18 protein-coding genes and 2 riboswitches are annotated in these 22,485 nt (G+C 71.4%); of the genes, 8 read left to right on the top strand and 10 right to left on the bottom strand.

Going from position 1 to position 22,485, the window contains the following annotated elements; all coding sequences use genetic code 11:
* Positions 1-5: 5 nt before the first annotated feature.
* Complete coding sequence (locus RWH43_RS09285; RefSeq protein ID WP_316001310.1) at positions 6-821, top strand: DNA-formamidopyrimidine glycosylase family protein; 816 nt, start codon at positions 6-8, stop codon at positions 819-821.
* Between the two features lie 231 nt (positions 822-1,052).
* Here the strand turns inward: RWH43_RS09285 and RWH43_RS09280 are convergent, their stop codons facing one another.
* Positions 1,053-1,601: a type 1 glutamine amidotransferase domain-containing protein gene (locus RWH43_RS09280; RefSeq protein WP_144835217.1), complete on the bottom strand. Its 549-nt coding sequence runs from the start codon at positions 1,599-1,601 to the stop codon at positions 1,053-1,055.
* Between the two features lie 146 nt (positions 1,602-1,747).
* Between RWH43_RS09280 and RWH43_RS09275 the strand changes: the two genes are divergently transcribed.
* On the top strand, positions 1,748-1,885 hold the full coding sequence (locus RWH43_RS09275; RefSeq protein WP_230704864.1) for a hypothetical protein: 138 nt from the start codon (positions 1,748-1,750) through the stop codon (positions 1,883-1,885).
* Positions 1,886-2,162: 277 nt separating this feature from the next.
* Here the strand turns inward: RWH43_RS09275 and RWH43_RS09270 are convergent, their stop codons facing one another.
* The gene (locus RWH43_RS09270; RefSeq protein WP_316001309.1) at positions 2,163-3,656 is read right to left on the bottom strand and encodes an MDR family MFS transporter; all 1,494 of its coding nucleotides are present in this window, start codon (positions 3,654-3,656) and stop codon (positions 2,163-2,165) included.
* A gap of 208 nt (positions 3,657-3,864) precedes the next feature.
* Between RWH43_RS09270 and RWH43_RS09265 the strand changes: the two genes are divergently transcribed.
* The gene (locus RWH43_RS09265; protein ID WP_262346232.1) at positions 3,865-5,802 is read left to right on the top strand and encodes an ABC transporter ATP-binding protein; all 1,938 of its coding nucleotides are present in this window, start codon (positions 3,865-3,867) and stop codon (positions 5,800-5,802) included.
* A 235-nt stretch (positions 5,803-6,037) separates the two neighbouring features.
* Here RWH43_RS09265 and RWH43_RS09260 read toward each other — a convergent pair whose 3' ends face one another.
* From RWH43_RS09260 to RWH43_RS09235, 6 genes are read right to left on the bottom strand one after another with little or no spacing between them, the layout of a single operon-like run.
* A complete protein-coding gene (locus RWH43_RS09260) occupies positions 6,038-6,934 on the bottom strand; it encodes a glycosyltransferase family 2 protein (RefSeq protein WP_316001308.1) in 897 nt (298 codons plus the stop codon).
* Positions 6,931-8,061, bottom strand: a complete 1,131-nt coding sequence (locus RWH43_RS09255) for a cysteine desulfurase family protein (protein ID WP_316001307.1) — start codon at positions 8,059-8,061, stop codon at positions 6,931-6,933. The genes RWH43_RS09260 and RWH43_RS09255 overlap by 4 nt, the downstream gene beginning before the upstream one ends.
* Positions 8,058-8,915 (bottom strand): carboxylating nicotinate-nucleotide diphosphorylase, encoded by an 858-nt coding sequence (gene nadC, locus RWH43_RS09250; RefSeq protein WP_316001306.1) that lies wholly within the window; start codon positions 8,913-8,915, stop codon positions 8,058-8,060. Before nadC ends, RWH43_RS09255 begins: the two co-directional genes overlap by 4 nt.
* Entirely contained in the window at positions 8,909-10,474 is a 1,566-nt protein-coding gene (nadB, locus tag RWH43_RS09245; RefSeq protein WP_316001305.1) for an L-aspartate oxidase, read from the bottom strand. The genes nadC and nadB overlap by 7 nt, the downstream gene beginning before the upstream one ends.
* Positions 10,471-11,802: a quinolinate synthase NadA gene (nadA, locus tag RWH43_RS09240; RefSeq protein ID WP_144835202.1), complete on the bottom strand. Its 1,332-nt coding sequence runs from the start codon at positions 11,800-11,802 to the stop codon at positions 10,471-10,473. Before nadA ends, nadB begins: the two co-directional genes overlap by 4 nt.
* 12 nt (positions 11,803-11,814) lie before the next feature.
* Positions 11,815-12,540 (bottom strand): NUDIX hydrolase, encoded by a 726-nt coding sequence (locus tag RWH43_RS09235; RefSeq protein ID WP_373459171.1) that lies wholly within the window; start codon positions 12,538-12,540, stop codon positions 11,815-11,817.
* Positions 12,541-12,798: 258 nt separating this feature from the next.
* On the opposite strand from RWH43_RS09235, the gene RWH43_RS09230 reads away from it, so the two are divergent.
* The 4 genes from RWH43_RS09230 to gcvP all read left to right on the top strand — a co-directional run bounded on the left by RWH43_RS09230 (position 12,799) and on the right by gcvP (position 18,866).
* Positions 12,799-13,974, top strand: coding sequence for a MarP family serine protease (locus tag RWH43_RS09230; RefSeq protein ID WP_230704857.1), 1,176 nt, complete (start codon positions 12,799-12,801; stop codon positions 13,972-13,974).
* Positions 13,975-14,077: 103 nt separating this feature from the next.
* A riboswitch (glycine riboswitch) is annotated at positions 14,078-14,172 on the top strand.
* Positions 14,173-14,278, top strand: a riboswitch (glycine riboswitch).
* A gap of 48 nt (positions 14,279-14,326) precedes the next feature.
* Positions 14,327-15,619 carry a glycine cleavage system aminomethyltransferase GcvT gene (locus RWH43_RS09225; protein WP_154096368.1) on the top strand — a complete coding sequence of 431 codons (1,293 nt, stop codon included), beginning with the start codon at positions 14,327-14,329 and terminating at the stop codon, positions 15,617-15,619.
* Positions 15,616-15,990 (top strand): glycine cleavage system protein GcvH, encoded by a 375-nt coding sequence (gene gcvH, locus RWH43_RS09220; protein WP_056230424.1) that lies wholly within the window; start codon positions 15,616-15,618, stop codon positions 15,988-15,990. Before RWH43_RS09225 ends, gcvH begins: the two co-directional genes overlap by 4 nt.
* A complete protein-coding gene (gene gcvP / locus RWH43_RS09215; protein WP_316001304.1) occupies positions 15,987-18,866 on the top strand; it encodes an aminomethyl-transferring glycine dehydrogenase in 2,880 nt (959 codons plus the stop codon). Before gcvH ends, gcvP begins: the two co-directional genes overlap by 4 nt.
* A 301-nt stretch (positions 18,867-19,167) precedes the next feature.
* On the opposite strand, the gene RWH43_RS09210 is transcribed toward gcvP, so the two are convergent.
* Positions 19,168-19,659 carry a hypothetical protein gene (locus RWH43_RS09210; protein ID WP_316001303.1) on the bottom strand — a complete coding sequence of 164 codons (492 nt, stop codon included), beginning with the start codon at positions 19,657-19,659 and terminating at the stop codon, positions 19,168-19,170.
* A complete protein-coding gene (locus tag RWH43_RS09205) occupies positions 19,650-19,772 on the bottom strand; it encodes a hypothetical protein (RefSeq protein WP_316001302.1) in 123 nt (40 codons plus the stop codon). Before RWH43_RS09205 ends, RWH43_RS09210 begins: the two co-directional genes overlap by 10 nt.
* An 871-nt stretch (positions 19,773-20,643) precedes the next feature.
* Between RWH43_RS09205 and RWH43_RS09200 the strand changes: the two genes are divergently transcribed.
* Entirely contained in the window at positions 20,644-22,386 is a 1,743-nt protein-coding gene (locus tag RWH43_RS09200; RefSeq protein WP_154096371.1) for an ABC transporter substrate-binding protein, read from the top strand.
* Positions 22,387-22,485: the final 99 nt, after the last annotated feature.

The raw sequence follows: 22,485 nt of genomic DNA, 5'->3' as shown, positions 1-22,485 counted from the left end.
CCGACATGCCTGAGGCACCCGAGGTCGAGGCGCTCGCGCTGTTCCTGCGCGAGCGCCTCATCGGTCATGAAGTCGTCGGGGTCGACCTCGTCGAAGGGCGGGCGCTCAAGACGCGTGCCCGTCCCCTCGACGAACTGATCGGCCGGCGCGTGACGGCGGTCACGCGGTTCGGCAAGCACATCGACCTCGACCTCGACGGGGTGCACCTCGCGCTCGGCTTCGGCCGGGCGGGATGGGCGACCTGGCAGGACGCGGGGGCCGCAGAGGTCGAGTCCGCGGCCGCGGTGATCGCGAGGATCGCGTTCGATCACGGCATCCTGGGCATCACCGACGCGGGCGAGTGGCTCTCGGTGCAGCTCCACGTGGTGGACGCCGGCGATGAGGTGCCCGCGGTGGCGAAGCTGGGTCCGGATGCCGCGGACCCGGCGTTCTCTCGCGACATGCTCGTGACCGCGCTCGGCGGTCGGCGCAAGCAGCTGAAGGCCCTGCTGCAGGAGCAGGAGACGCTGGCCGGGATCGGCAACGCGTACTCCGACGAGATCATGTTCGCGGCGCGGCTGGACCCGACGGCGCATGCGGCGAGCCTGAGCGCCGACGAGATCACCCGGCTGCACGCAGCCCTTCACGACACCCTGACCGCGGCCGTGCTCGCGCGACGAGGAGTGCCGATCGCCGAGCAGAAGGCCGCGAAGGTTGCCGCGATGCAGGTGCACGGGCGCACGGGCGAGCCGTGCCCCGGGTGCGCCGGCGTGGTCGAGGACATCCCCGGCACCAAGGGCGGCGGGCAGTGGTGCCCCGCGTGCCAGTCTTCCTCTGCGTGAGGGGTGGAGAACTGTCGCCTGGCGCGTGCCTCGGCCCCGCCTGCCCGTCTTCCCGCGCGTGAGGGGGTCGACAACTGTCGCCTGGCGCACGCCTCCCCCCCCGCCTGCCCGTCTTCCCGCGCGTGAGGGGTCGAAAGGTGTCGCCTGGCGCACTCCTCGGCGACACTTTTTGACCCCTCACGCGAGCGAGGGCCCCGGACCGGAGTCCGGGGCCCTCGTCAACGGGGGAGCTCAGGCCGTCTGGCCGGAGTGCTTCCCCTCGGCGACCTCTTCGACGAGCTTCGCGTTGAACGCGGGCAGGTCGTCGGGGTTGCGGCTCGAGACCAGGCCCTGGTCGACGTGCACCTCTTCGTCGACCCACGTGGCGCCGGCATTGCGCAGGTCGGTCTGCAGCGTCGGGTAGCTGGTGAGCGTGCGGCCCTTCAGCACGTCGGCCTCGGTGAGGATCCATCCGCCGTGGCAGATGACGGCGACCGGCTTGTGCTGGTCGAAGAAGCCGCGGGTGAACGACACGGCGTCCTTCACGATGCGGATGTCGTCGGCGTTCTGCACGCCGCCGGGGAGCACGAGGGCATCGAAGTCGCCCGCAGAGGCACCGGAGACCGAGAGGTCGACCTTCTGCTCGTGACCCTTCTCGCCGCTGATGCTGCCGTCGTTCGGCGAGACGAGCACGGCCTCCGCGCCGGCGGAGGTCACGGCCTCCCACGGGCTGGTGAGCTCGCTGTCTTCGAATCCGTCGGTGGCCAGGAACGCGATGCGCTTTCCGCTCAGATCGGTCATGTCGAACGCCTCTCTTGTTGTCGATCGGGGGTGATACCACGCTAGGAACGGCCGCCGTGGGCGAGACGGGGGTTGCGGATGCCGCGGGGCGGCGGTAGTCCCGCGCGGCGGCCCTCGCGCTTTCGCGCAGGCGTAGGATCGAGCGCATGTCCGGTGAACCTACGTCCGACACGGCCCTCGCATCCAAGCCGCTCATCACGCTGCTGAATGCACCCGCTGTCGAGACCGACGACGACAAGCCCTCCGCTTCGCAGTGCTGCGGCGGCGGTTCCTGCTCGATCTGATCCGGCGCTGACGCGCCGGCGGAGCCGCGGAGGGTCGCGCTCCCTCGTGCGGACGGTGCGGCTTTCGCGTGCGCGCGGCGACGCCTTAGTCGACCCGCGTCGCTTTCGTCGTACTGGCGGCGCCGCTTCCGCATCCCAGGGGCGACATCGAGACGGGTCTGTGCCCGCCGCGTATACGCCTCACTGCGAGGTGAGCAGCGCGCTGGCCCGGTCTGGCTCCGCTTCCCTGCGCGCTGAGCCGCTCACCGGCCTCTTCCGCCTCGGCCTCGGTTCCGCCTCAGTGAGCGATGACCGGAGCGTCTGCTTCCTCCGCCTCCGCGGGCTTGCGGACGAAGCACGCGAGGACGACCGCTGCGGTCGCGATGACCGCGCCGACGAGGAACGACACGTGCACACCCGACGCGACGGCGCCGGGCTGATCGGCGCCGCCGGCGAGGGCGGTGCTCGAGAACACGGTCATGATCGCGACGAAGCCAGCGGTGCCTGCGGCTCCTGCGACCTGCTGAGCGGTGCCCACCACGGCACTGCCGTGCGAGTAGAGCCGGCGGGGGAGTGAGCCCAGCGCCGAGGTCATCAGCGGGGTGAAGACGAGGCCCAGTCCGAGATTCAGCCCGAGGTACACGGTGACGATCCACCAGATGGGAGTGCTCTGGTCGAAGGTGAGTGCCATCGTCCACAACACCGCGGCCGCGATGACCATTCCGGGGATGACGAGGGGGGTCGGCCCGAAACGGTCGAAGAGGCGGCCGACGATCGGCGCCATGACACCCATGAGCACGCCGCCCGGAAGCAGCATGAGGCCGACGGTGAGGCTGGAGAGGCCGAGCGCCTGCTGCAGGAAGATGGGCAGCAGGATGAGCGAGCCGAACAGCGCGGCCATGACGATCGCGACCAGCGGGACCGCGAGCCGGAACGACGGGCTCTGGAACACGCGGAGGTCGAGCAGGGCGGCATCCGAGCGCTGCAGGCGCAGCTGACGGATCACGAAGACGGTGACGAAGACCGCGCCGACGGCGAGGGGGATCCACACCGGAACGGACGCATGTCCGGATGCCGATTCTCCGATCGCGCTGAGGCCGTAGACCAGACCGCCGAAGCCGATCGCCGACAGGACCACGGAGAGCACGTCGAATCGTGCGTCGGGGCGGGTCTGGGTGACGTTGCGGACCCACCGAGCGCCGAGCGCGATGGCCACGAGGGCGATGGGCAGGATGAGCCAGAAGATCGCGTGCCAGGTGAGCGCGGACAGGATGAGGCCGGAGACGGTCGGACCGACCGCGGGGGCGACTGCGATGACGATCGTGACGACGCCCATGACGCGGCCGCGCTTGTTCGCGGGGACCAGGTTCAACACGGTGGTGAACAGCAGAGGCATCATCACGCCCGTGCCCATCGCCTGGATGATGCGACCCACGAGCAGCACCCCGAACGCCGGTGCGATCGCGGCGACGAGCGTGCCCACCGCGAACACCCCCATCGCGGCGAAGAAGACGTTGCGGATCGGGAAGCGCTCGAGGAGGAAGCCGGTCAGGGGGATGACGACGGCCATCGTCAGCAGGAACGCCGAGGTCAACCACTGACCGGTCGCGGCGCTCACGCCGAAGTCGGCCATGATCGCGGGGAGCGCCACCGACATCGTCGTCTCGTTGAGGATGACGACGAACGCGGCGACGACGAGCAGGGCGATCACCGGGCCGGAGCGGTGCGGCGAGGCCTCCGAGGCGGGCGCGGAGTTCGGCCGGGAGACGGGGACGGTGCCGGTGGTGGCCATGACGAGGTCCTTTTCGAGACGGGGGGCTTCGTGGCGCCACGCGGGCGACTGCAGGGAACGCAACGGCGGCCGCCGGCGGGATATTCCGGCATCGAGACATTTCTCGTTCCGGATGCCGCGGCGGGCGCGCCGAGTCTATCGAGAGGCCCCGACATCGAGGCCTCGCGAGCCGGTGTCGGTGGTCGGACGTAGGCTGGCCCGCATGAGCATGGGCGGGATGGGCGGGAGCATGTTCCGCGGCGTCGACGCCGAGTCGCAGCGGCGCCGCAACGCGCAGGCGCCGCGGGTCGCGAACCTCGGTCGGCGCGTGGTCGAGCTCTTCCGTCCCTACCGGTGGCGCATCGTCTGGACCGCCGTGCTGGTGGTCGTCGGCGCCGCCGTGGCCGTGATCCCTCCGCTGCTCGTGCAGCGCATCTTCGACGACGCGCTCTTCCCCGTCGACGGCTCGAGTCCTGATCTGCGGCTGCTCGCGACGCTGGTCAGCATCATGATCGTGCTGTTCCTCTTCTCGGCGGGGCTCAACGTCGCCCAGACGTGGCTCACCGCCACGGTCGGCAACCGGGTGACCGGCGACCTGCGCACCCGTCTGTTCGACCACCTGCAGTCGATGGAGCTCGGCTTCTTCACCCGCACCAAGACCGGCGTCATCCAGTCGCGTCTGCAGAACGACGTCGGCGGGGTCTCGGGCGTGCTGACCAACACGGTCACGAGCATCCTCGGCAACGCGGTGACGGTGATCGCCTCGCTGGTGGCGATGATCCTGATCGATTGGCGCCTGACCCTCATCGCCATCGCGCTCATGCCGTTCCTCATCTTCGTGCAGCGACGCGTGGGCCAGGTGCGCGCGCGTATCGCCGGCGAGACGCAGGAATCGCTGTCGGAGCTGTCGGCGATCACGCAAGAGACGCTGAGTGTCAGCGGCATCCTGTTGTCGAAGTCGTTCAATCGCCAGCGCACGGAATCGGCGCGCTTCGACGCCGAGAACGACAACCAGGTGCATCTGCAGGTGCGGCGGGCCATGAGCGGTCAGGGCTTCTTCGCCGTCGTCCAGGTCATCATGTCGAGCGTCCCGGCGATCATCTACCTCGTCTCGGGCTACCTCATCGGCGGAGGCGCCGGAGCGATCACCGCCGGCACGATCGTGGCGTTCACCACAGTCCAGGCGCGCCTGCTCATGCCGCTCATGGGCCTCATGCGCGTCGCCCTCGATGTGCAGACCTCGTCGGCGCTGTTCGCCCGCATCTTCGAGTACCTCGACCTGCGTCCCGCGATCGTCGACGTGCCCGACGCGAAGCCGGTGTCGGCGGCGCCCGGGCCGGTCGGGCGGATCGAGTTCCGCGACGTCGAGTTCCGCTACCCCGACGCCCCCGAACAGGCGCGTCCGACGCTCGACGGCGTCTCGTTCACGGTCGAGCCCGGTCAGCACGTCGCCTTCGTCGGTCCGTCTGGCGCGGGTAAGACGACGATCCTGTACCTCACGCCGCGCATGTACGAGGCCAGCGGCGGGGCCGTGATGTTCTCGGGCGCCGACGTGCGCACCCTCGACCGCGCGTCGATCATCGACGAGATCGGCATCGTCTCGCAGGAGACCTACCTCTTCCACGCCACGGTGCGCGAGAACCTCCGCTACGCCCGCCCCGACGCGACCGACGACGAGATCGAGGCCGCGTGCCGGGCGGCGAACATCCACCACGTCATCTCGTCGTTCGAGGCCGGGTACGACACGGTCGTGGGCGAGCGCGGCTATCGCCTCTCGGGCGGCGAGAAGCAGCGCATCGCCATCGCGCGCGTGCTGCTGAAAGACCCGCCGGTGCTGCTGCTCGACGAGGCGACGAGCGCCCTCGACACCGTGTCGGAGCGCATCGTGCAGGAGGCCCTCGAGACGGCGTCGCACGGCCGTACGACCCTGTCGATCGCGCACCGCCTGTCGACGGTGATCGGCGCGGATCAGATCCACGTGGTGGATGCCGGCCGCATCGTCGAATCGGGAACCCACAGCGAACTTCTGGCCCGAGGTGGCTTGTACGCGAGCCTCGCCGCCGAGCAGCTGGCCTCGTCGTTCGTGCTCGCCGAGGAACAGCTCGACGCAGCGGGTCTGGCCCGCGCGGCCCTGCCCTCGCGTCGCGCCGACGAGGCTCCGGCCTGACGCGAAGTTCCGTCGGAGGATCCTGAGCCTGTCGAAGGGGCCGGGCCCCCGCGGGTGCCTGCACTCATGGGGACCGCGTGAGACTGCATCTCGCTGACAACCCGACGTCAGGCTGCAACGGATGTGTCAGCGAGATGCAGTCTCGCGATCCCGGCGGTCGCCGCACCCCGGCGGCCGCGGCACCCCCAGCGCCGCGGCGCCCGCAGCGCGGCGCCCGCCGCGCTGCGCCCGCGCGTCAGCCGGGCAGCATCGCTGTGAACGACTCGAGCGCGATCCGGTACGCCGGGTCGGGGTGCGTCTCGGCGAGGCGCTCGAGCGGCGGCAGGTCCAGCGTGCGGATCAGGGCCCCGCGTTCGCGCACGGCCGCGTCGGCTCCCGCGGCACGAAGCACGGCAATCCCCTCGCCGAGGGCTACGAGGTAGTCGCGCAGCACGTCGACCTCGCCGAGGCGTTGCGTGATCGAGCCGCCGTCGCGCCGCTGGCGCCACTCGACCACCACGTCGGGGATCGTGTCGAAGGCGGGCGCCAGGGTGTACATGCGCTGCGCGATCACCTGGTCTTCGTAGTAGCGGCCCTCGGGGAAGCGCAGGTCGTGCTCGCGCCAGAAGTCGGTGCGGCTGAGCTTCGACCACGCGACGATGTTCCCGGATGCCGCGGGGTGCTGCTCCAGCGAGACGCCCTCGCGCGCCGGGTCGGTGGCGGCCGTCACCCACGGTTGCACGTCGCCTGCGGTGTAGCCGGGGCCCTCGGCATCCGGACGCAGACGCACGTACGCCCCCACGACGAAGGCGCTGCCGGAGCGGTCGAGCGTGTCGGCCAGGCGCGAGAGGGCGTCGGGGCGCATCACGTCGTCGGCGTCGAGGAACGCGGTGTAGGGCGTCTCGACGAGTGCGAGGCCGGAGTTGCGGGCGGCGCCGAGTCCGCGCTGCTCGTCGTGGCGCACGAAGCGGAAGCGCGGGTCGTCCGCCTCGGCGTCGGCGAACAGGCGGGTGGTGTCGTCGGTCGAGCCGTCGTCGACGAGCACGGCCGTCCAGTGCGGGTGCGTCTGCGCGCGGAGGGAGTCGAGGGCCTCCTCCGCGTACTCGGCGACGTCGAACCCGGGGACGATGACGGTGACGGCGGTGGAACTCACCCGCGCGATCCTACGGCGGTGACGGCGGCGGCGACGGCATCCGCCACGTCGTCGAGAGAAGCGGTGAGGCCGTGCGGAAGCGTGAACCGCACGGCGGTGCGGGCCTCGTCGTGGTCGACGCCGATCGCGAGCAGCACGTGCGAGGCCTCGTCGCTGCCCGCCGCGCACGCGGATCCACTCGATGACACGATGCCGTGCCGTTCCAACTCGAGCAGCACGGTCTCGCCGTTGGTGCCGGGGAACACGAAGCTCGCCGTGCCGGGGAGGCGATGCGTGGGGTGACCCGTCACACGGGCGGTCGGCACGAGAGCGAGCACGCGGGCGATGAAGGCGTCGCGCAGGGCGCCGACCCGGGCGGCCTCTTCGGCCCTCTCGGCCTCGGCGAGGGTGAGGGCGGTCGTGATGCCCACGGCTCCCGCGACGTCGGGGGTGCCCGAGCGGCGTCCGCGCTCCTGCCCTCCGCCGTGCAGCAGGGGCTCGAACGGGAGGCGTCCGCGCACGGCGAGGATTCCCGTGCCCTTCGGGGCGCCGAGCTTGTGTCCGGCGATGGTCACGGCATCCGCCCCCGTCCCCGACAGCGGCAGCCACCCCGCGGCCTGCACGGCGTCGAGGTGCAGGGGCACTCCGCGTGCGTGTGCGACGGCGGCGAGCGCCGCGACGTCTTGCACCGTGCCGATCTCGTTGTTGGCGTAGCCGACCGACACGAGGGCCGTGTCGTCGCGCAGTGCTGCGGCGAGGGCGTCGGGGGTCAGCGTCCCCGTCTCGTCGACGGGAGCGTGGGTGACCTCGACGCCGTGCAGGCGCTGCAGGTAGTCGGCGGAGGCGAGCACCGATTCGTGCTCGATCGCTGTGGTCACGAGATGCCGGCGTCCCGAGCCCAGCACGATCCCCTTGATCGCCGCGTTGTTCGACTCGGTGCCGCCCGAGGTGAACAGCACGTCTCCGGGACGCATGCCCAGCACGGCGGCGACGCGACGGCGGGCGTCGTCGAGGGCGGATGCCGCGGCCTCACCCACCTCGTGATGGCTCGACGGGTTGCCGAAGTAGCGGGTGAGGTACGGGGTCATGGCCTCGAGCACCTCGGGGCGCACGGGGGTGGTGGCGGCGTTGTCGAGGTAGAGGCTCACGCCGTCTCGATGCGGATGTCGAGCCCGAGGTCGAGGGCGGATGCCGAGTGCGTGAGCGCTCCGACCGAGATGACGTCGACGCCGGTCTCGGCGATCGCGCGGACGGTCTCGAGTGTGACGCCCCCGGAGGCCTCGACCTGCGCGGCGCCGGCGATGCGGGCGACCCCGGTGCGCAGGTCGTCGAGCGAGAAGTTGTCGAGCATGATCGTGCCGACCCCGGCCGCGAGCACCGCGTCGATCTGCTCGAGGCGGTCGACCTCGACCTCGACGTGAGTGGTGTGGGGGAGCCGCGCGATCGCGCTCTCGAGGGCCTGCGTCACCGACAGTCCCTGAGCGGTGAGCACGGCGAGGTGGTTGTCTTTGGCCATCACGGCATCCGACAGGGAGAAACGGTGGTTGTGACCGCCGCCGTCGCGCACGGCCTGTCGCTCGATCGCGCGGAGGCCGGGCGTGGTCTTGCGCGTGTCGACGATGCGCGCGCCGGTGTGCGCGACCTCGGCGACGTAGCGGGCGGTGAGGGTCGCGATGCCCGACATGCGCTGCACGAAGTTGAGCCCGATGCGCTCGGCTGTCAGCACCGCGCGGGCGGGACCGGTGACCACCGCGAGTGTGTCACCGGGGGCGAAGCGCTCGCCGTCGACGACGAGCCGCTCGACGGAGGTCGAGGGATCGGTGAGGGTGAAGGCGGCGGCGAACACCGCGGCGCCGCTGAAGACGCCCTCGACGCGCGCGACGAGCTCCGCGCGGGCGACGGCGTTCTCGGGGATGAGCGTCTCGCTCGTGAGGTCGCCCCACGGGGCATCTTCTTCGAGAGCGGCGGTGACGACACGGTCGATGGCGGAACGGCTCAGCATGCGAGGACCTTCGAGGGGGAGGGGGCGGATGCCGCGGCGGCGGTCGCGCGGGCGGAGGCGGTGACCCGCGCGGCGGCGTCGGCCGCGGGGGCATCGACGGCGGGGGTGGGCGTGGCGGCGTCGGAACGGAAGTGCGCACCCACGGATGCCGTGCGCCGCAGCGCCGCGTCGACCACGTGCGAGGCGACGAGGAGGAGGTTGGCGTCTTCGACGTCCAGGGCTTCGGAGCCTCCGCGCCACGCGGCCAGGATGCCGGCGGCCCGGGTGAGTCCCGCGGCATCGCGCATGAGCCCCGCATCGGTCCACATCAGCTGCTGAAGTGCTGCACGCGTGAAGGGCGGGGCCGCGGCATCGGGAACCTCCCGAAGGGGGACGGGCGCGACGGGTGCAACGGGCCAGGCCACGTCGCGGGCCACCGCCTCGCCGGCGCGCGCACCGAACACGGCGCCCTCGAGCAGGGAGTTCGAGGCCAGGCGGTTGGCTCCGTGCACGCCCGTGCGGGCGGTCTCGCCGACCGCGTACAGCCCGGGCACCGTCGTGCGCCCGTCGAGGTCGGTGACGACCCCGCCCATCAGGTAGTGCGCAGCGGGGGTCACCGGGATCGGCTCGCGGCCCCAGTCGAGACCCCGCTCGCGCACCGCGGCGTCGATCGTGGGGAAGCGCTGCGCGAGGCGCTCGCCGCCGATCGCGGTGGCATCGAGCCGAACGGGGCGACCGCCCTGCGCGGCCATCGCGCGCGCGTTGGCGCGGGCCACGACGTCGCGCGGGGCGAGCTCGCCGTCGGGGTGGGCGTCGAACGCGAAGCGGCGGCCGGCGTCGTCGACGAGGGTCGCGCCGTCTCCGCGCACGGCCTCCGACACGAGGAACGGCGCGCCCACGGTGAGGGCCGTGGGGTGGAACTGCACGAACTCGAGATCGGCCACCGCGGCGCCCGCGCGGATCGCCGCGGCGATGCCGTCGGCGGTCGCGCCCAACGGGTTGGTGGTGTGGGCGTAGAGCTGACCCGCCCCGCCGGTGGCGAGGATCACCGCGTCGGCGGTGAGGCGCTCGCCGCCGTCGAGCTGGATGCCGACGACGCGGCCGTCGGCGATGACCAGGTCGCGCAGCAGCGCGTGTTCGCGCAGCTCGATCCCCGAGTCCCGGACCGCATCGCCGAGAGCGGCCTGGATCGCCGCTCCCGTCGCGTCGCCGCCCGCGTGCAGGACGCGTGCCACGGCGTGAGCCGCCTCCAGCCCCCGCGAGAAGTCGCCGTCGGCGGCGCGATCGAAGTCCACGCCGCGCTCGACGAGCTCCGAGATACGGGCCGGACCCTCGCCGACGAGCACGTCCACGGCATCCGGATCATTCAGTCCCGCGCCGGCGGTCAGCGTGTCGGCGGCGTGCGAGGCCACGGTGTCAGCGGGGGAGGTGACCGCCGCGATCCCGCCCTGCGCGCACCGCGTGTTGGTGTCGGGCAGTGCGCCCTTGGTCACGACCGTGACGCGGCATCCGCTCTCGGCCGCGTGCAGCGCCGCCGTGAGACCGGCGATGCCGCTGCCCACCACGACGACGGTGGTCATTTCACGGCGCCGTTCGGCTTGGCCGCGAGCATGCGCTCGAGGGCGACGGTCGCAGGCGCTGCGACGTCGGCCGGGACCGTGATGCGGTTGACGACCTCGCCCGCGACGAGCGACTCGAGCACCCAGGCCAGGTAGCCGGGGTGGATGCGATACATCGTCGAGCAGGGGCAGACCACCGGGTCGAGGCAGAAGATCTCGTGCTGCGGGTACTGAGCGGCCAGGCGCTGCACGAGGTTGATCTCGGTGCCGATCGCGAAGGTCGTGGGCTCGGTCGCCGCGGCGATGGCCTTGCGGATGATGTCGGTCGAGCCCGCTTCGTCGGCGGCGTCGACCACGTCCATCGGGCACTCGGGGTGCACGATCACGCGCACGCCGGGGTGCTCGGCGCGGGCCTTGTCGATCTGGTCGACGGTGAAGCGGCGGTGCACCGAGCAGAATCCGTGCCAGAGGATCACGCGGCTGTCTTCGATCACCTCGGCCGTCGAGCCGCCGAGCGGCTTGCGCGGGTTCCACATCGGCATCTGCTCGAGGGGCACGCCCATCGCCTTCGCGGTGTTGCGGCCCAGGTGTTGGTCGGGGAAGAACAGCACGCGACGACCGCGCGCGAACGCCCACTCCAGCACCGTCCGCGCGTTCGACGAGGTGCAGACGATGCCGCCGTGACGACCGACGAAACCCTTGATGGCGGCGGAGGAGTTCATGTACGTCACCGGGATCACGGGGACCAGGCCCTCGGCATCCGGGGTCTCGAGGTCTCCGAGCACGTCTTCGAGCTGCTCCCAGCACTCCTCGACCTGGTCGATGTCGGCCATGTCGGCCATCGAGCAGCCCGCGGCCAGGTTCGGCAGGATCACGGCCTGGTCGGGGCGCGACAGCAGGTCGGCGGTCTCGGCCATGAAGTGCACGCCGCAGAACACGATCGCCTCGGCCTCGGGCCGTTCTTTGGCGGCGTTCGCGAGCTGGAACGAATCGCCCACGTAGTCGGCGTGACGCACGACCTCCTCGCGCTGGTAGAAGTGCCCGAGCACGACCACCCGGTCGCCGAGCGTCTGCTTCGCTGCGCGGACGCGGGCGTCGAGCTCGTCGTCGGACGCGTCGCGATACTCCTGCGGCAACTCGCCCTGGCGCGGCGCCCCCGTGGGGATGACGTCGCCCATCGACGAGCCCGGGCCGTAGCCGGGGCGCGTGTCGAAGTCCCAGGGGCCGACGGCGAGGTCGGTCGTGCAGGTCGCATCGGTCGAGGCGCCCGAGACGATCGCCTGGATCGCGTGATCGACGCTGGGGTCGATCGCGGGGCGGGGCTGCAGGGTGAGAGGCGTGGCGGACATGGGCGTTTCCGATCAGTGACGGGACGGGAGCGGGCCGCGGTCGGCGAGCTCCACGTCGCGGTTGTAGCGGTAGAGGCGGGCGGGTCGGTGGCTTCCGGTGCGGAAGCGCTCGGTCGGGATGAGGGTGTCGGACGTGTCGACCTGGCGGCGGAAGTTCGCCGGGTCGAGGCGCTTGCCGAGGATCGACTCGGTCACTTCGCGCAGGTCGGCGAGCGTGAACTCATCGGGCAGCAGGCCGTGCGCGATGCGGCTGTAGCCGACCTTGTTGCGCAGGCGCCACAGCGTGTACTCGACGATGTCGTTGTGGTCGAAGGCGAGGGTCGGCAGGTCGGTCGCGTCGAACCACTCGACGTTCTCGGGGGCGTCGCCCTCGCGGGCGTGCGCGGCCACCTGGGCGTCGACTTCGTCGGAGCGCAGCAGCGCCCAGTACACGATCGACACCACCCGGGTGGGGGAGCGGTCCACGGCCCCGAACGCATACAGCTGCTCGAGGTAGCTGGGGGTGAGGCCGGTGGTTTCAGCGAGGGTTCGGGATGCCGCGGCATCGAGCTCTTCGGTCGCGTCGAGCCAGCCGCCGGGCAGCGCCCACCGCCCGTCGAAGGGGTCGCGCGTGCGGCGCACCAGGGGGAGTGAGAGGACCGGTTCGTCGTCGGCGTCACGGCGCACGCTGAAGATCACGGTCGACACCGCGACGCGCACATCGGCGTCGCGGGACTCGGGCTGAGGGGTTCGTGTCATGGTGACCATATCTCCGGGAACGATCTTAGTGTCATTCCGACTCGAAGGGCGAATCGCGCGGCGGACGCATACGGTTTGGGGCGCACCCCGTCGTTCGGGGCGCGAAATTGCCGCCCCGAACGGCGGGATCCGCCCCGAACGGCGAGAGGGGGACACAGCAGCTCCGCCTGGCCGCACCGCCCGGCCGCGCCGGCCCCGCGCGTCGAAAGGGTTCTCTCAGATGCGCGTCCTAGCCTCGAAGGGATTCAGGAGGTCCGGATGCCGATCGTCGACATCGCCCTGATCGTCCTTCTGGCGATCGCGCTCGTTTCAGGCCTCTCGCGGGGCTTCCTCGCCACCATCGGCTTCTTCGCCGGACTTGCGCTCGGCGCGCTCGCCGCGTACTGGGCGACGCCGTTCGTCGGGCAATGGGTCACCGATCCCTCGTGGCGTGGGCCGGCGATGATCGCCGCGGGCACCCTCCTGCTGTTCCTCGGAGCGTTCCTCGGCGGCAGCGTCGGCAGCTTCTTCCGCCGGGGCGCGGATCGCATCAAGCTGCGCGTTCCCGAGCGGCTGCTCGGCGGGGTGGTCAACGTCGCCGCGGCCAGTCTGGTCATCTCGTTCGTCGCCGGCGCGCTCACCCCCGTGGGCTTGCCGGTCGTGTCGGCGGCCCTCGGCTCCTCTGTCGTCGTCCGCACGATCGACGACCTCACCCCGCCGCCGGTGCGCACCGCTCTCGGCGACCTGCGCGGTCAGGTGTTCGCCGGGGGGATCCCGCGCTTCCCCGACCTCATCCAGATCGGCCCCGTTCCCACCACTCCCTCGATCGCGCTCGACGACCCCGCGCTCACGCAGGCCGCGCAGTCGGTCGCCCGCGTCTCGGGTACGGCCTACGCCTGCGGTGTCACCTCCAGCGGCTCCGGTTTCGTCGTGGCCGACGACAGAGTGGTCACCAACGCGCACGTGGTCGCAGGCGTCGACGCGCCCCTGGTCGAACTGCCCGGCCAGCCGGCGCGCGAAGGCCGCGTGGTCTACTTCGACCCCATCGACGATATCGCCGTGGTCTCGGTCGACCAGCTCGATGCGCGAGCCCTGCCGATCTCATCGGCGCTCGCCGTCGGTTCTCCCGCCGTCGTGCAGGGCTACCCCGGTGGTGGTCCGTTCACCTCGGGCAGTGCGCAGGTGATCTCGGAGGGAACCGTGCCGGTCCCCGACATCTACGACGACAGCTCCGCACCCCGCGACATCTACGCGATCGCCGGCATCGTGCGCCCCGGCAACTCCGGCGGCCCGCTGCTCACCACCGACGGCCAGGTCGCGGGCATCGTGTTCGCCCGCTCCGACACCGACGACAACGTCGGCTACGCCATGACCCCCGCCGAGCTCGAGCCGGTGATGGCCCAGATCGACGCGTTGTCGACGCCCGTGGCATCCGGCACCTGCACGCGGGACTGATCGCGCACGAGTCCGGCGGCCCGCCGACCAGGGCAACCTCTGTGCGTCTCCCGCGGTGAGCCGGTGCTCCGCTAGGCTGACCCCACAAGTCCACACCGGCCCCATGATCGATGCGGGAGAGCTCCGGCGAACGCAGCCGGGCACCGAAGGAGCAAGCCTCCCCGCCAATCTCTCAGGTACGCGTACCGCGTCGATCGGGCCACTCTGGAAAGAGGTTCGGGATGCCACGTCCCCGAGCCCGCCGACGGTGAAAGCCGCGCGAGTCGCGCGGTGAAACTCTCAGGCCCATGACAGAGGGGGAGTTCTTCAGGCGCCGCCCGGCGTCTGTCCGTCATCGCGAACGGCAGAACTCATGACCGAAACCCCCGCTCCACCGCGCACGTCCCCGCTGAACGATCGGCACGAGGCCCTCGGCGCCTCGTTCACCGACTTCGGCGGCTGGAACATGCCCGTGCGCTACACCTCCGACCTCGCCGAGCACCGCGCCGTGCGCGAAGCCGCGGGGCTGTTCGACATCTCGCACATGGCCGAGTTCCGCGTCGAGGGCGACGCGGCGGCCGCGTTCCTCGACTACGTGCTCGCCGGGCGCCTGTCGACCATGAAGATCGGCAAGGCGAAGTACTCGCTCGTGCTCGCCGAGAGCGGCGGCATCGTCGACGACGTCATCGTCTACCGCTTGGGGGAGCAGAGCTTCCTCGTCATCTCCAATGCCGGCAATCGGGATGCCGTGGCGGCGGCGTTCGACCTGGCGCAGCGCACGTGGGTCCCCGCGTCGGACGCTTCGACAGGCTCAGCGACCGGCGCTGGCGGAACCCTCGCGACCGCTGTCCCCGCGTCGGACGCTTCGACAGGCTCAGCGACCGGCGCTGGCGGAACCCTCGCGACCGCTGTCCCCGCGTCGGACGCTTCGACAGGCTCAGCGACCGGCGCTCGCGGAACCCTCGCGGTCGCCGACGTCACCGACGGTTACGCCCTCATCGCCCTGCAGGGCCCCGAAGCCCGCGGCATCCTGAGCTCCACCCCGGGCGTCGAGATCACCGGCACCGCTCTCGGTGAGCTCGGCTACTACGCCTGGACCGACGGCACTTTCGACGGCGCGCCCCTGTTCGTCGCCCGCACCGGGTACACCGGCGAAGACGGCTACGAGCTCATGATCCCCACCGCGCAGGCGGCGGACCTGTGGGACGCCGCGCTCGCCGCCGGCGCCGACCGCGGCCTCGTTCCGTGCGGTCTCGCCGCGCGCGACACCCTGCGCCTCGAGGCCGGCATGCCGCTGTACGGCCACGAGCTCTCGCGCGACATCGTCCCCGCGCAGGCGGGTCTCGGCCGCGTCGTCGCCGTCGACAAAGAGGCGTTCGTCGGAAAGGACGGCCTGTCGTCCGGTCCCGCCGACGCCCCCGTGCTCGTCGGTCTCGTCTCGGAGGGCCGCCGCGCGGGCCGCGCCGGCTATGCCGTGCTGCATGGCGACGACACCGTCGGCGAGATCACCAGCGGCGCCCTCAGCCCCACTCTCGGCCACCCCGTGGCCATGGCGTTCGTCGCGCCCGCGGCATCCGCCATCGGAACCGAACTGTCCATCGACGTGCGCGGAACCCGCATCCCCGCGACCGTCACCGCCCTTCCCTTCTATCGGAGAAACGCATGACCGACCTCACCGCCCTCAGCTACACCTCCGAGCACGAGTGGATCGCCCTCGAGGGCGACATCGCCACCGTCGGCATCACCGACTTCGCCGCTGACAAGCTCGGCGACGTCGTCTTCGTCGAGCTGCCCGGCGCCGACTCGGCCGTCTCGGCCGGCGACGTCTGCGGCGAGATCGAGTCGACCAAGTCGGTCGGCGAGCTCTACGCGCCGCTCAACGGCACGGTCGTCGAGGTCAACGACGCCGTGGTCGACGACCCCTCGCTGGTGAACGCCGAGCCGTTCGCCGGCGGGTGGCTCATCAAAATCCGCGTCGAGGGCGACCTTCCCTCCGACCTGCTCGACCGCGCCGCCTACGAGGACCTCACCGCATGAGCACTCTCCTTCCTCCCCGCACGGACGCGGGCACCCCGGCCGCCTTCACGGACCGCCACATCGGCATCGGCCCCGACGCCCAGGCGCACATGCTCGAGGTCGTCGGCTACGACAGTGTCGAGGCACTCGTCGAGACGGCCGTCCCGGCCTCGATCCACGTGCAGGCTCGCGCCACCAGCGCGATCCCGACCGCGGCCACCGAGGCCGAGGCCCTGGCGGAACTGCGCGAGCTGGCATCCGCCAACCGCTCCGCCCGCCCGATGATCGGTCTCGGCTACTACGACACCTTCACGCCGTCGGTGATCGCGCGCAACGTCCTCGAGAACCCGTCGTGGTACACCGCGTACACGCCGTACCAGCCCGAGATCTCGCAGGGCCGGCTTGAGGCGCTCATCAACTTCCAGACGATGGTGACCGACCTGACCGGCCTCGCCACGGCGAACGCGTCGATGCTCGACGAGTCCACCGCGGTGGTGGAGGGCATGCTCGTCGCCCGCCGCGCGTCGAAGGCGAAGACCGCCCTCTTCCTGGTCGATGTCGACGCGCTGCCGCAGACCAAGGCGCTGCTGCACCACCGCGCCGCGGCCGTCGGCATCCGCATTCTCGAGACCTCGTTCGAGGGGGAGGTGCCCGAGGCGTTCGGCGCGTTCGTGCAGTACCCTGGCGCGACCGGTCGCATCTGGGACTTCTCGGCGGTCGCCGAGGCGGTGCACGCCGCGGGTGGTCTCGTCGTGGCCGCCGCCGACCTGCTCGCGTTGACCCTGCTGCGCTCGCCCGGCTCGCTCGGCGCCGACGTCGCGGTGGGCACGACCCAGCGCTTCGGCGTGCCCCTCGGCTTCGGCGGACCCCACGCCGGCTACATGGCCGTGCGTGCGGGCCTCGAGCGTCAGCTGCCCGGCCGCTTGGTCGGCGTGTCACAGGATGCCGTCGGCGCCCCCGCGTACCGGCTGTCGTTGCAGACGCGCGAGCAGCACATCCGTCGCGAGAAGGCGACCTCGAACATCTGCACCGCCCAGGTGCTGCTGGCCGTGATGGCGGCGATGTACGCGGTGTACCACGGGCCCGACGGGCTCCGCGCGATCGCGACGCAGGTCGCGCGCAAGGCCGACGCCCTGGCATCCGCCCTGCGCTCCTCCGATCTGACGCTCGCGAGCGACGCCTTCTTCGACACCGTGCGCGTGCACGTGCCCGGACGCGCGCAAGACGTGATCGACCGCGCCCGCGAGCGCGGCTACCAGCTGCTCTGGGTCGACGACGCTACGGTGGGCGTCTCGGTCGATGAGACGACGACGGATGCCGATGTCTCGGCCATCCTCGACGCCTTCGGCCTGGCAACGGAGACGCTCCCCGAAGGCGAGGCGCTGCGCGGGATCGATGCGGCCCTGCTCCGCGACGACGAGTTCCTCACGCACCCCGTCTTCCACGCGCACCGCAGCGAGACAGCGATGATGCGGTACCTCAAGACCCTCGCCGACCGCGACTACGCGCTCGACCGCGGCATGATCCCGCTGGGCTCGTGCACGATGAAGCTCAACGCGGCCACCGAGATGGCGGCGGTGTCGTGGCCGGAGTTCTCGCGCGTGCACCCCTTCGCCCCTGAGGCCGACGTGCACGGCTACCTCGAGATGATCGAGCAGCTCGAGCGCTGGCTGGCCGAGGTGACCGGCTACGACGCGGTCTCGCTGCAGCCGAACGCGGGTTCACAGGGCGAGCTCGCGGGGCTCCTCGCGATCCGCGGGTACCACCTCGCCAACGGCGACACCGAGCGCACGGTGTGCCTCATTCCGTCGTCGGCGCACGGCACGAACGCCGCCTCGGCGATCCTCGCGGGCATGAAGGTCGTCGTCGTCGCGTGCGACGAGGCCGGCAACGTCGACCTCGGCGACCTGCGCGCGAAGATCGCGCAGCACGCGGCCGAGCTGTCGGCCCTGATGATCACGTACCCCTCGACCCACGGGGTGTACGAGCACGACGTGCTCGAGATCACGCAGGCCGTGCACGACGCCGGCGGACAGGTGTACGTCGACGGCGCCAACCTCAACGCGCTGCTCGGCTTCGCCCGCTTCGGCGACCTGGGCGGCGACGTCTCGCACCTCAACCTGCACAAGACGTTCGCGATCCCGCACGGCGGCGGCGGACCCGGTGTGGGTCCGGTCGCGGCGAAGGCGCACCTCGCGCCGTACCTGCCCTCGCACCCGTTCTCGCAGCGCGCGGATCACGCCGGTGGCGTGTTCGACGGGGGACCGGTCTCGGCCGCTCCGCACGGCTCCGCCGGCATCCTGCCGATCTCGTGGGCGTACGTGCGCATGATGGGCGCCGAGGGGCTGCGGCAGGCCACCGCCGCGGCGGTGCTCTCGGCCAACTACATCGCCACGCGCCTGCGCGAGCACTACCCGGTGCTGTACGCCGGTGAGGGCGGACTCGTCGCGCACGAGTGCATCCTCGACCTGCGTCCGCTCAAGGAGCAGACCGGCGTCACCGTCGACGACGTCGCGAAGCGCCTCATCGACTACGGCTTCCACGCCCCGACGATGTCGTTCCCGGTCGCCGGCACCCTGATGGTCGAGCCGACCGAGAGCGAAGACCTCGCCGAGCTCGACCGCTTCGTGGATGCCATGATCGCGATCAAGCACGAGGCCCTCGCGGTCGCGGCGGGGGAGTGGCCCGCCGACGACAACCCGCTGGTCAACGCCCCGCACACCGCCGAGACGGTCGTGGTGGGCGAGTGGGAGCACCCGTACTCGCGCGAGACCGCGGTGTACCCCGTGCGCTCGCTGATCCGCGGCAAGTACTGGCCCCCGGCGCGCCGCATCGACCAGGCCTACGGAGACCGCAACCTGGTCTGCTCGTGCCCGCCTCCGGAGGCGTTCGCCTGACCCGCGCGCGGCGTCGGCTCCCGGCATCCGGGGTCGGCGCCGCGCGGGGTCGGCAGGGCTCGGCGGGCCCGTTCATTTCGCGAGACTGCATCTCGCTGACAACTCTGTTGCAGCTTGACGGGGGTTTGTCAGCGACTTGCAGTTTCGCGCATGCTGGCGGCGAGGCTGTCGGCCGCGAGGTACCGCGCCGCGAGGTACCGCGCCGCGAGGTACCCCGCCGCGCTGCCGGCCACGCTTGCGCCCCACCGGACGTCGAGACTGCATGTCGCTGACAACTCCGTTGCAGCCTGACGCGGGTTTGTCAGCGAGATGCAGTCTCGCGCGCCAATGACCCCCGAAGGACACCCCGAAGCGAGGCCAAACGGCCCGGATCGGGGGTGCGGACGATCGGCATCCCGACGCCCAGCAGCATCGCCCGCAGGGAAGTGGCCTCGGCGACGTCGTCCCATGCCCAGTGCACCACGGTGCGGACCCCCGCGGCCAGAAGTCGCCGATCGCGTTTCTCCCGCGCGCGAAGCGCCTCGAGGGGGTCGCCGAAACGGCCGTCGTACTTGTGGTGACCGTCGGCTTCTCCGGCGATCCTCTGTGCGGGCCACCAGAGATCCACACGGTCCTCTCGCTCGTCCGTTGCCGGAAAGCGCTCCTGCAGTTCGGGAGCCGGGAACCCCAGCCACTCGATCGAGGCTCTGCTGATCGATTCGAGAGGGGACTCGGCGGCCCGATCGGCGCGATGCAGCGCCCACCTCGCCTGTCTCCTTCCGCGGGCGGATGAACGCTCCTCGTTCAGCACCACGAGCGCGAGGTCGCCCAGGGGTCGCGACGAACCGTGGCGTCGGCGACGGCGAGCGCCAGAGCGGGGTGCCGAGACCGCGCGATGTCGATGCAGGTGTCGGCGAGCGATGTCACCCGGATGCCGTCGACCTCCGCGAACGTACGATCTGAGGCTGCCGTCGTGTGCACACGCACTCCGCCCGAGCGCCGAGAGGTGGCGCCGTGTTCGGAAAGGACATGGATGTCATGATCGCCACCCACCAGCGGAAGCCCCAGAAGGACGGCGGCCGACTCGAGACACAAGACATCATCCGGATGCCACATCGCGTGCGCCTGCACTCGGAGCCCGTACCGCTGCCACGGCGCGAGGGCGTTCCATTCATCGCGCCGGGCGTACACACCCCGATTGAGACGGAGCACCTCGCCCCTTCGTCGGCTCCGCGTCGAGTGCACGAGAGTGCCGGCAGGGAGCAACGTCGCGGGAAGCTCGAGAGAAGACATGCGGTCCACCGTGGTCGAGCGACGCCGTCCCCGGGGCGCGCGACGATCAATCCGTGGAGAACGCCGCGCACCGGCATCCGGTGCAGAAGGCGCAAACGATCGACTTCCCTGGCTGGACGTCTGAGACGCCCGCTGCCGGGCGTCGCCTCGCGCGCCGAGGGCGTGTGGCCCGCGCGCCCTCGCCCCACACCCGCCGAGACTGCATCTCGCTGACGACTCGATTGCAGCGTGACGCGGGTTTGTCAGCGAGTTGCAGTCTCGCGAGGAAATCGGCCATTCTGTCGCGGTCACGCCCGGCGACCGCGACAGCGGCACGCGCGCGCGAAGACCCGCCGAGACTGCATCTCGCTGACAACTCCGTTGCAGCGTGACGCGGGTTCGTCAGCGAGTTGCAGTCTCGCGGCAAACGAGACCCGGACGCGCCCCGCGAACAGGGCCGAACCCCACCCGGCGGGCCCCGGCGGGCCCAGGGTGATCCCCAGGAGGCCTTTAGTAAAGTGCCCCTGTGCACCACGGGCTGAACGACGTTCCTCGACCGAATCGACGACGCCGCGGAGTCGGCGGCCTGCTCGCGATGGCCGCAGCCGCCGCCGTCGTGCTCGCCGGGTGCTCCGCGCCCGAGACCAGCCCCGCGCCGCGCGAAGAAGAACCCACCACCCTGACCCTCGGTGTGGTCGGCTCGCTCACGAGCTTCAACGCCGCCAGCGCCACCGGCGACACCGACGCGAACCGGGCCGTCGCGGCCCTGCTCGACGAGAAGCTCGGCTCTCTCGACGGCAACCTGCAGGTCGTTCCCAACGACGGCCTCGGCCGCATCACCCGCGTGCAGGGCGATCCGTTGAAGGTCAGCTACGAACTCTTCAGCGACCGCGTCTGGTCGGACGGCACCGAGGTCAGCCTCGACGACCTGCTGTTCGGGTGGGCCGTGTCGTCGCACTACTTCGACGACGCCACCTACGACGCCTCGGGCCAGCTGGTGTCGGGCACCCGCTACTTCGACACCGCGGCACCGGCCGACCCCAACGCCGCGACGACGCGACCGAGCCTCGACCGCGCCAACGACACCCTGACCCTCACCTACGCCCAGCCCTTCGCCGACTGGAACCGGCAGTGGCTGCTCGACCGGCCGATCCACGTGGTCGCGCAGCGCGCGGGCGTGAGCGTGAAAGACCTCGTGACGGCGATCATGACGACACCCGCGGGCGACCCGGCGGCGCCGCGCGAGCCGAATCCGGTGCTCGCGGCGGCCGCGAAGGTCTGGAACACCGGCTTCGACGTGGCCCCCGGTACGACGCCCGATCCCGCCGGCGTCGTGTCGTCGGGACCGTGGAAGGTCAGCGCCATCACCGACGACACCCTCGAGCTCGCGCGGCGCGACAGCTACCAGGGCGGTCACTTCCCGGGTCTCGAGAGCCTGAAGGTGCGCTTCTTCGCCGACCGTTCGGCGCAGCTGTCCGCCGTCGAGGCGGGGGTGGTCGACGTCGCGAACGTCGGCGACATCGACGCCACCGAGCTGAAGACGCTCACCGATGCCGGGCTACAGGTCAGCACCGGACCGACCACCCAGACCCTGCAGCTGCGGTTCGCCGACGGCACGGCATCCGCCCTCCGTCAGGCCACGACCCTTTCGCTCGATCGCTCCGCGCTGGTGAAGGACGTGCTGGGCGACGTGCGCCCCGACGCGCAGCCGCTGCAGTCGTTCCTCTCGTCGCCGGCGACCGGTCAGCTCTACAACGACCTCGTGTCGGGCAACGGAGCCCCCGGAACCGGGAGCGACGTCGACGGAGCGCGCTCGGCCCTCGACGATCGCGCGGCCGTGCTGCGCGTCGCCTACGACAGCACCGACGAGGTGTCGTCGACGGTGTTCGCGCGTCTCGTGACGATGGCGGCCAAGGCGGGCATCGCGGTGCGCGCGGCGACGGCCGACGACGTTCCGGATGCCACCCTGGCCTGGGTGGGCGAAGACGAGAGCCTCTACCGCTCGGCGCGCGACCGCATCGCGGAGGGGGTCGATGGCGAGAACACCGAGGAGCTCTTCGACGAGCTGACCGTGCACACCGACCCGGTCGACGTCCTGTCGGAGGCCAAGGAGATCGACCGCTCGCTCTTCACCGCGTACGCGGGCGTGCCCCTGCTCGAGCGCACGGGCGCCGTGGTCGCCGCGGCCGGAGTCGGAGGAGTGACCTACACCTCCGAGCCCAACGGCGTGCCCCCGTCGTTCTGGATCTGGTCGCCGCCGCAGAGCTGAGCGACGTTCCGCATGCCGGGAGCCCTGACTTCGCCTCGCCATCGCTGCGGACGAATGTTCCGGATGCCGAGACCCCGGCGCTCTCGTTGCGCGCGGCGC

Source organism: Microbacterium algihabitans (genome assembly GCF_032464975.1).
GTDB lineage: Bacteria > Actinomycetota > Actinomycetes > Actinomycetales > Microbacteriaceae > Microbacterium > Microbacterium algihabitans.
Note: the sequence above shows the minus strand (reverse complement) of the source record. Positions and strands in the feature narration are given on the sequence as shown.

Coding starts and splice junctions, on each gene's coding strand:
- gcvH (WP_056230424.1), top strand. CDS start 15,616: ATGACCGACCTCACCGCCCTCAGCTACACCTCCGAGCACGAGTGGATC.
- RWH43_RS09280 (WP_144835217.1), bottom strand. CDS start 1,601: ATGACCGATCTGAGCGGAAAGCGCATCGCGTTCCTGGCCACCGACGGA.
- nadA (WP_144835202.1), bottom strand. CDS start 11,802: ATGTCCGCCACGCCTCTCACCCTGCAGCCCCGCCCCGCGATCGACCCC.
- RWH43_RS09275 (WP_230704864.1), top strand. CDS start 1,748: ATGTCCGGTGAACCTACGTCCGACACGGCCCTCGCATCCAAGCCGCTC.
- RWH43_RS09265 (WP_262346232.1), top strand. CDS start 3,865: ATGGGCGGGATGGGCGGGAGCATGTTCCGCGGCGTCGACGCCGAGTCG.
- RWH43_RS09230 (WP_230704857.1), top strand. CDS start 12,799: ATGCCGATCGTCGACATCGCCCTGATCGTCCTTCTGGCGATCGCGCTC.
- RWH43_RS09235 (WP_373459171.1), bottom strand. CDS start 12,540: ATGACACGAACCCCTCAGCCCGAGTCCCGCGACGCCGATGTGCGCGTC.
- RWH43_RS09285 (WP_316001310.1), top strand. CDS start 6: ATGCCTGAGGCACCCGAGGTCGAGGCGCTCGCGCTGTTCCTGCGCGAG.
- nadC (WP_316001306.1), bottom strand. CDS start 8,915: ATGCTGAGCCGTTCCGCCATCGACCGTGTCGTCACCGCCGCTCTCGAA.
- nadB (WP_316001305.1), bottom strand. CDS start 10,474: ATGACCACCGTCGTCGTGGTGGGCAGCGGCATCGCCGGTCTCACGGCG.
- RWH43_RS09270 (WP_316001309.1), bottom strand. CDS start 3,656: ATGGCCACCACCGGCACCGTCCCCGTCTCCCGGCCGAACTCCGCGCCC.
- RWH43_RS09225 (WP_154096368.1), top strand. CDS start 14,327: ATGACCGAAACCCCCGCTCCACCGCGCACGTCCCCGCTGAACGATCGG.
- gcvP (WP_316001304.1), top strand. CDS start 15,987: ATGAGCACTCTCCTTCCTCCCCGCACGGACGCGGGCACCCCGGCCGCC.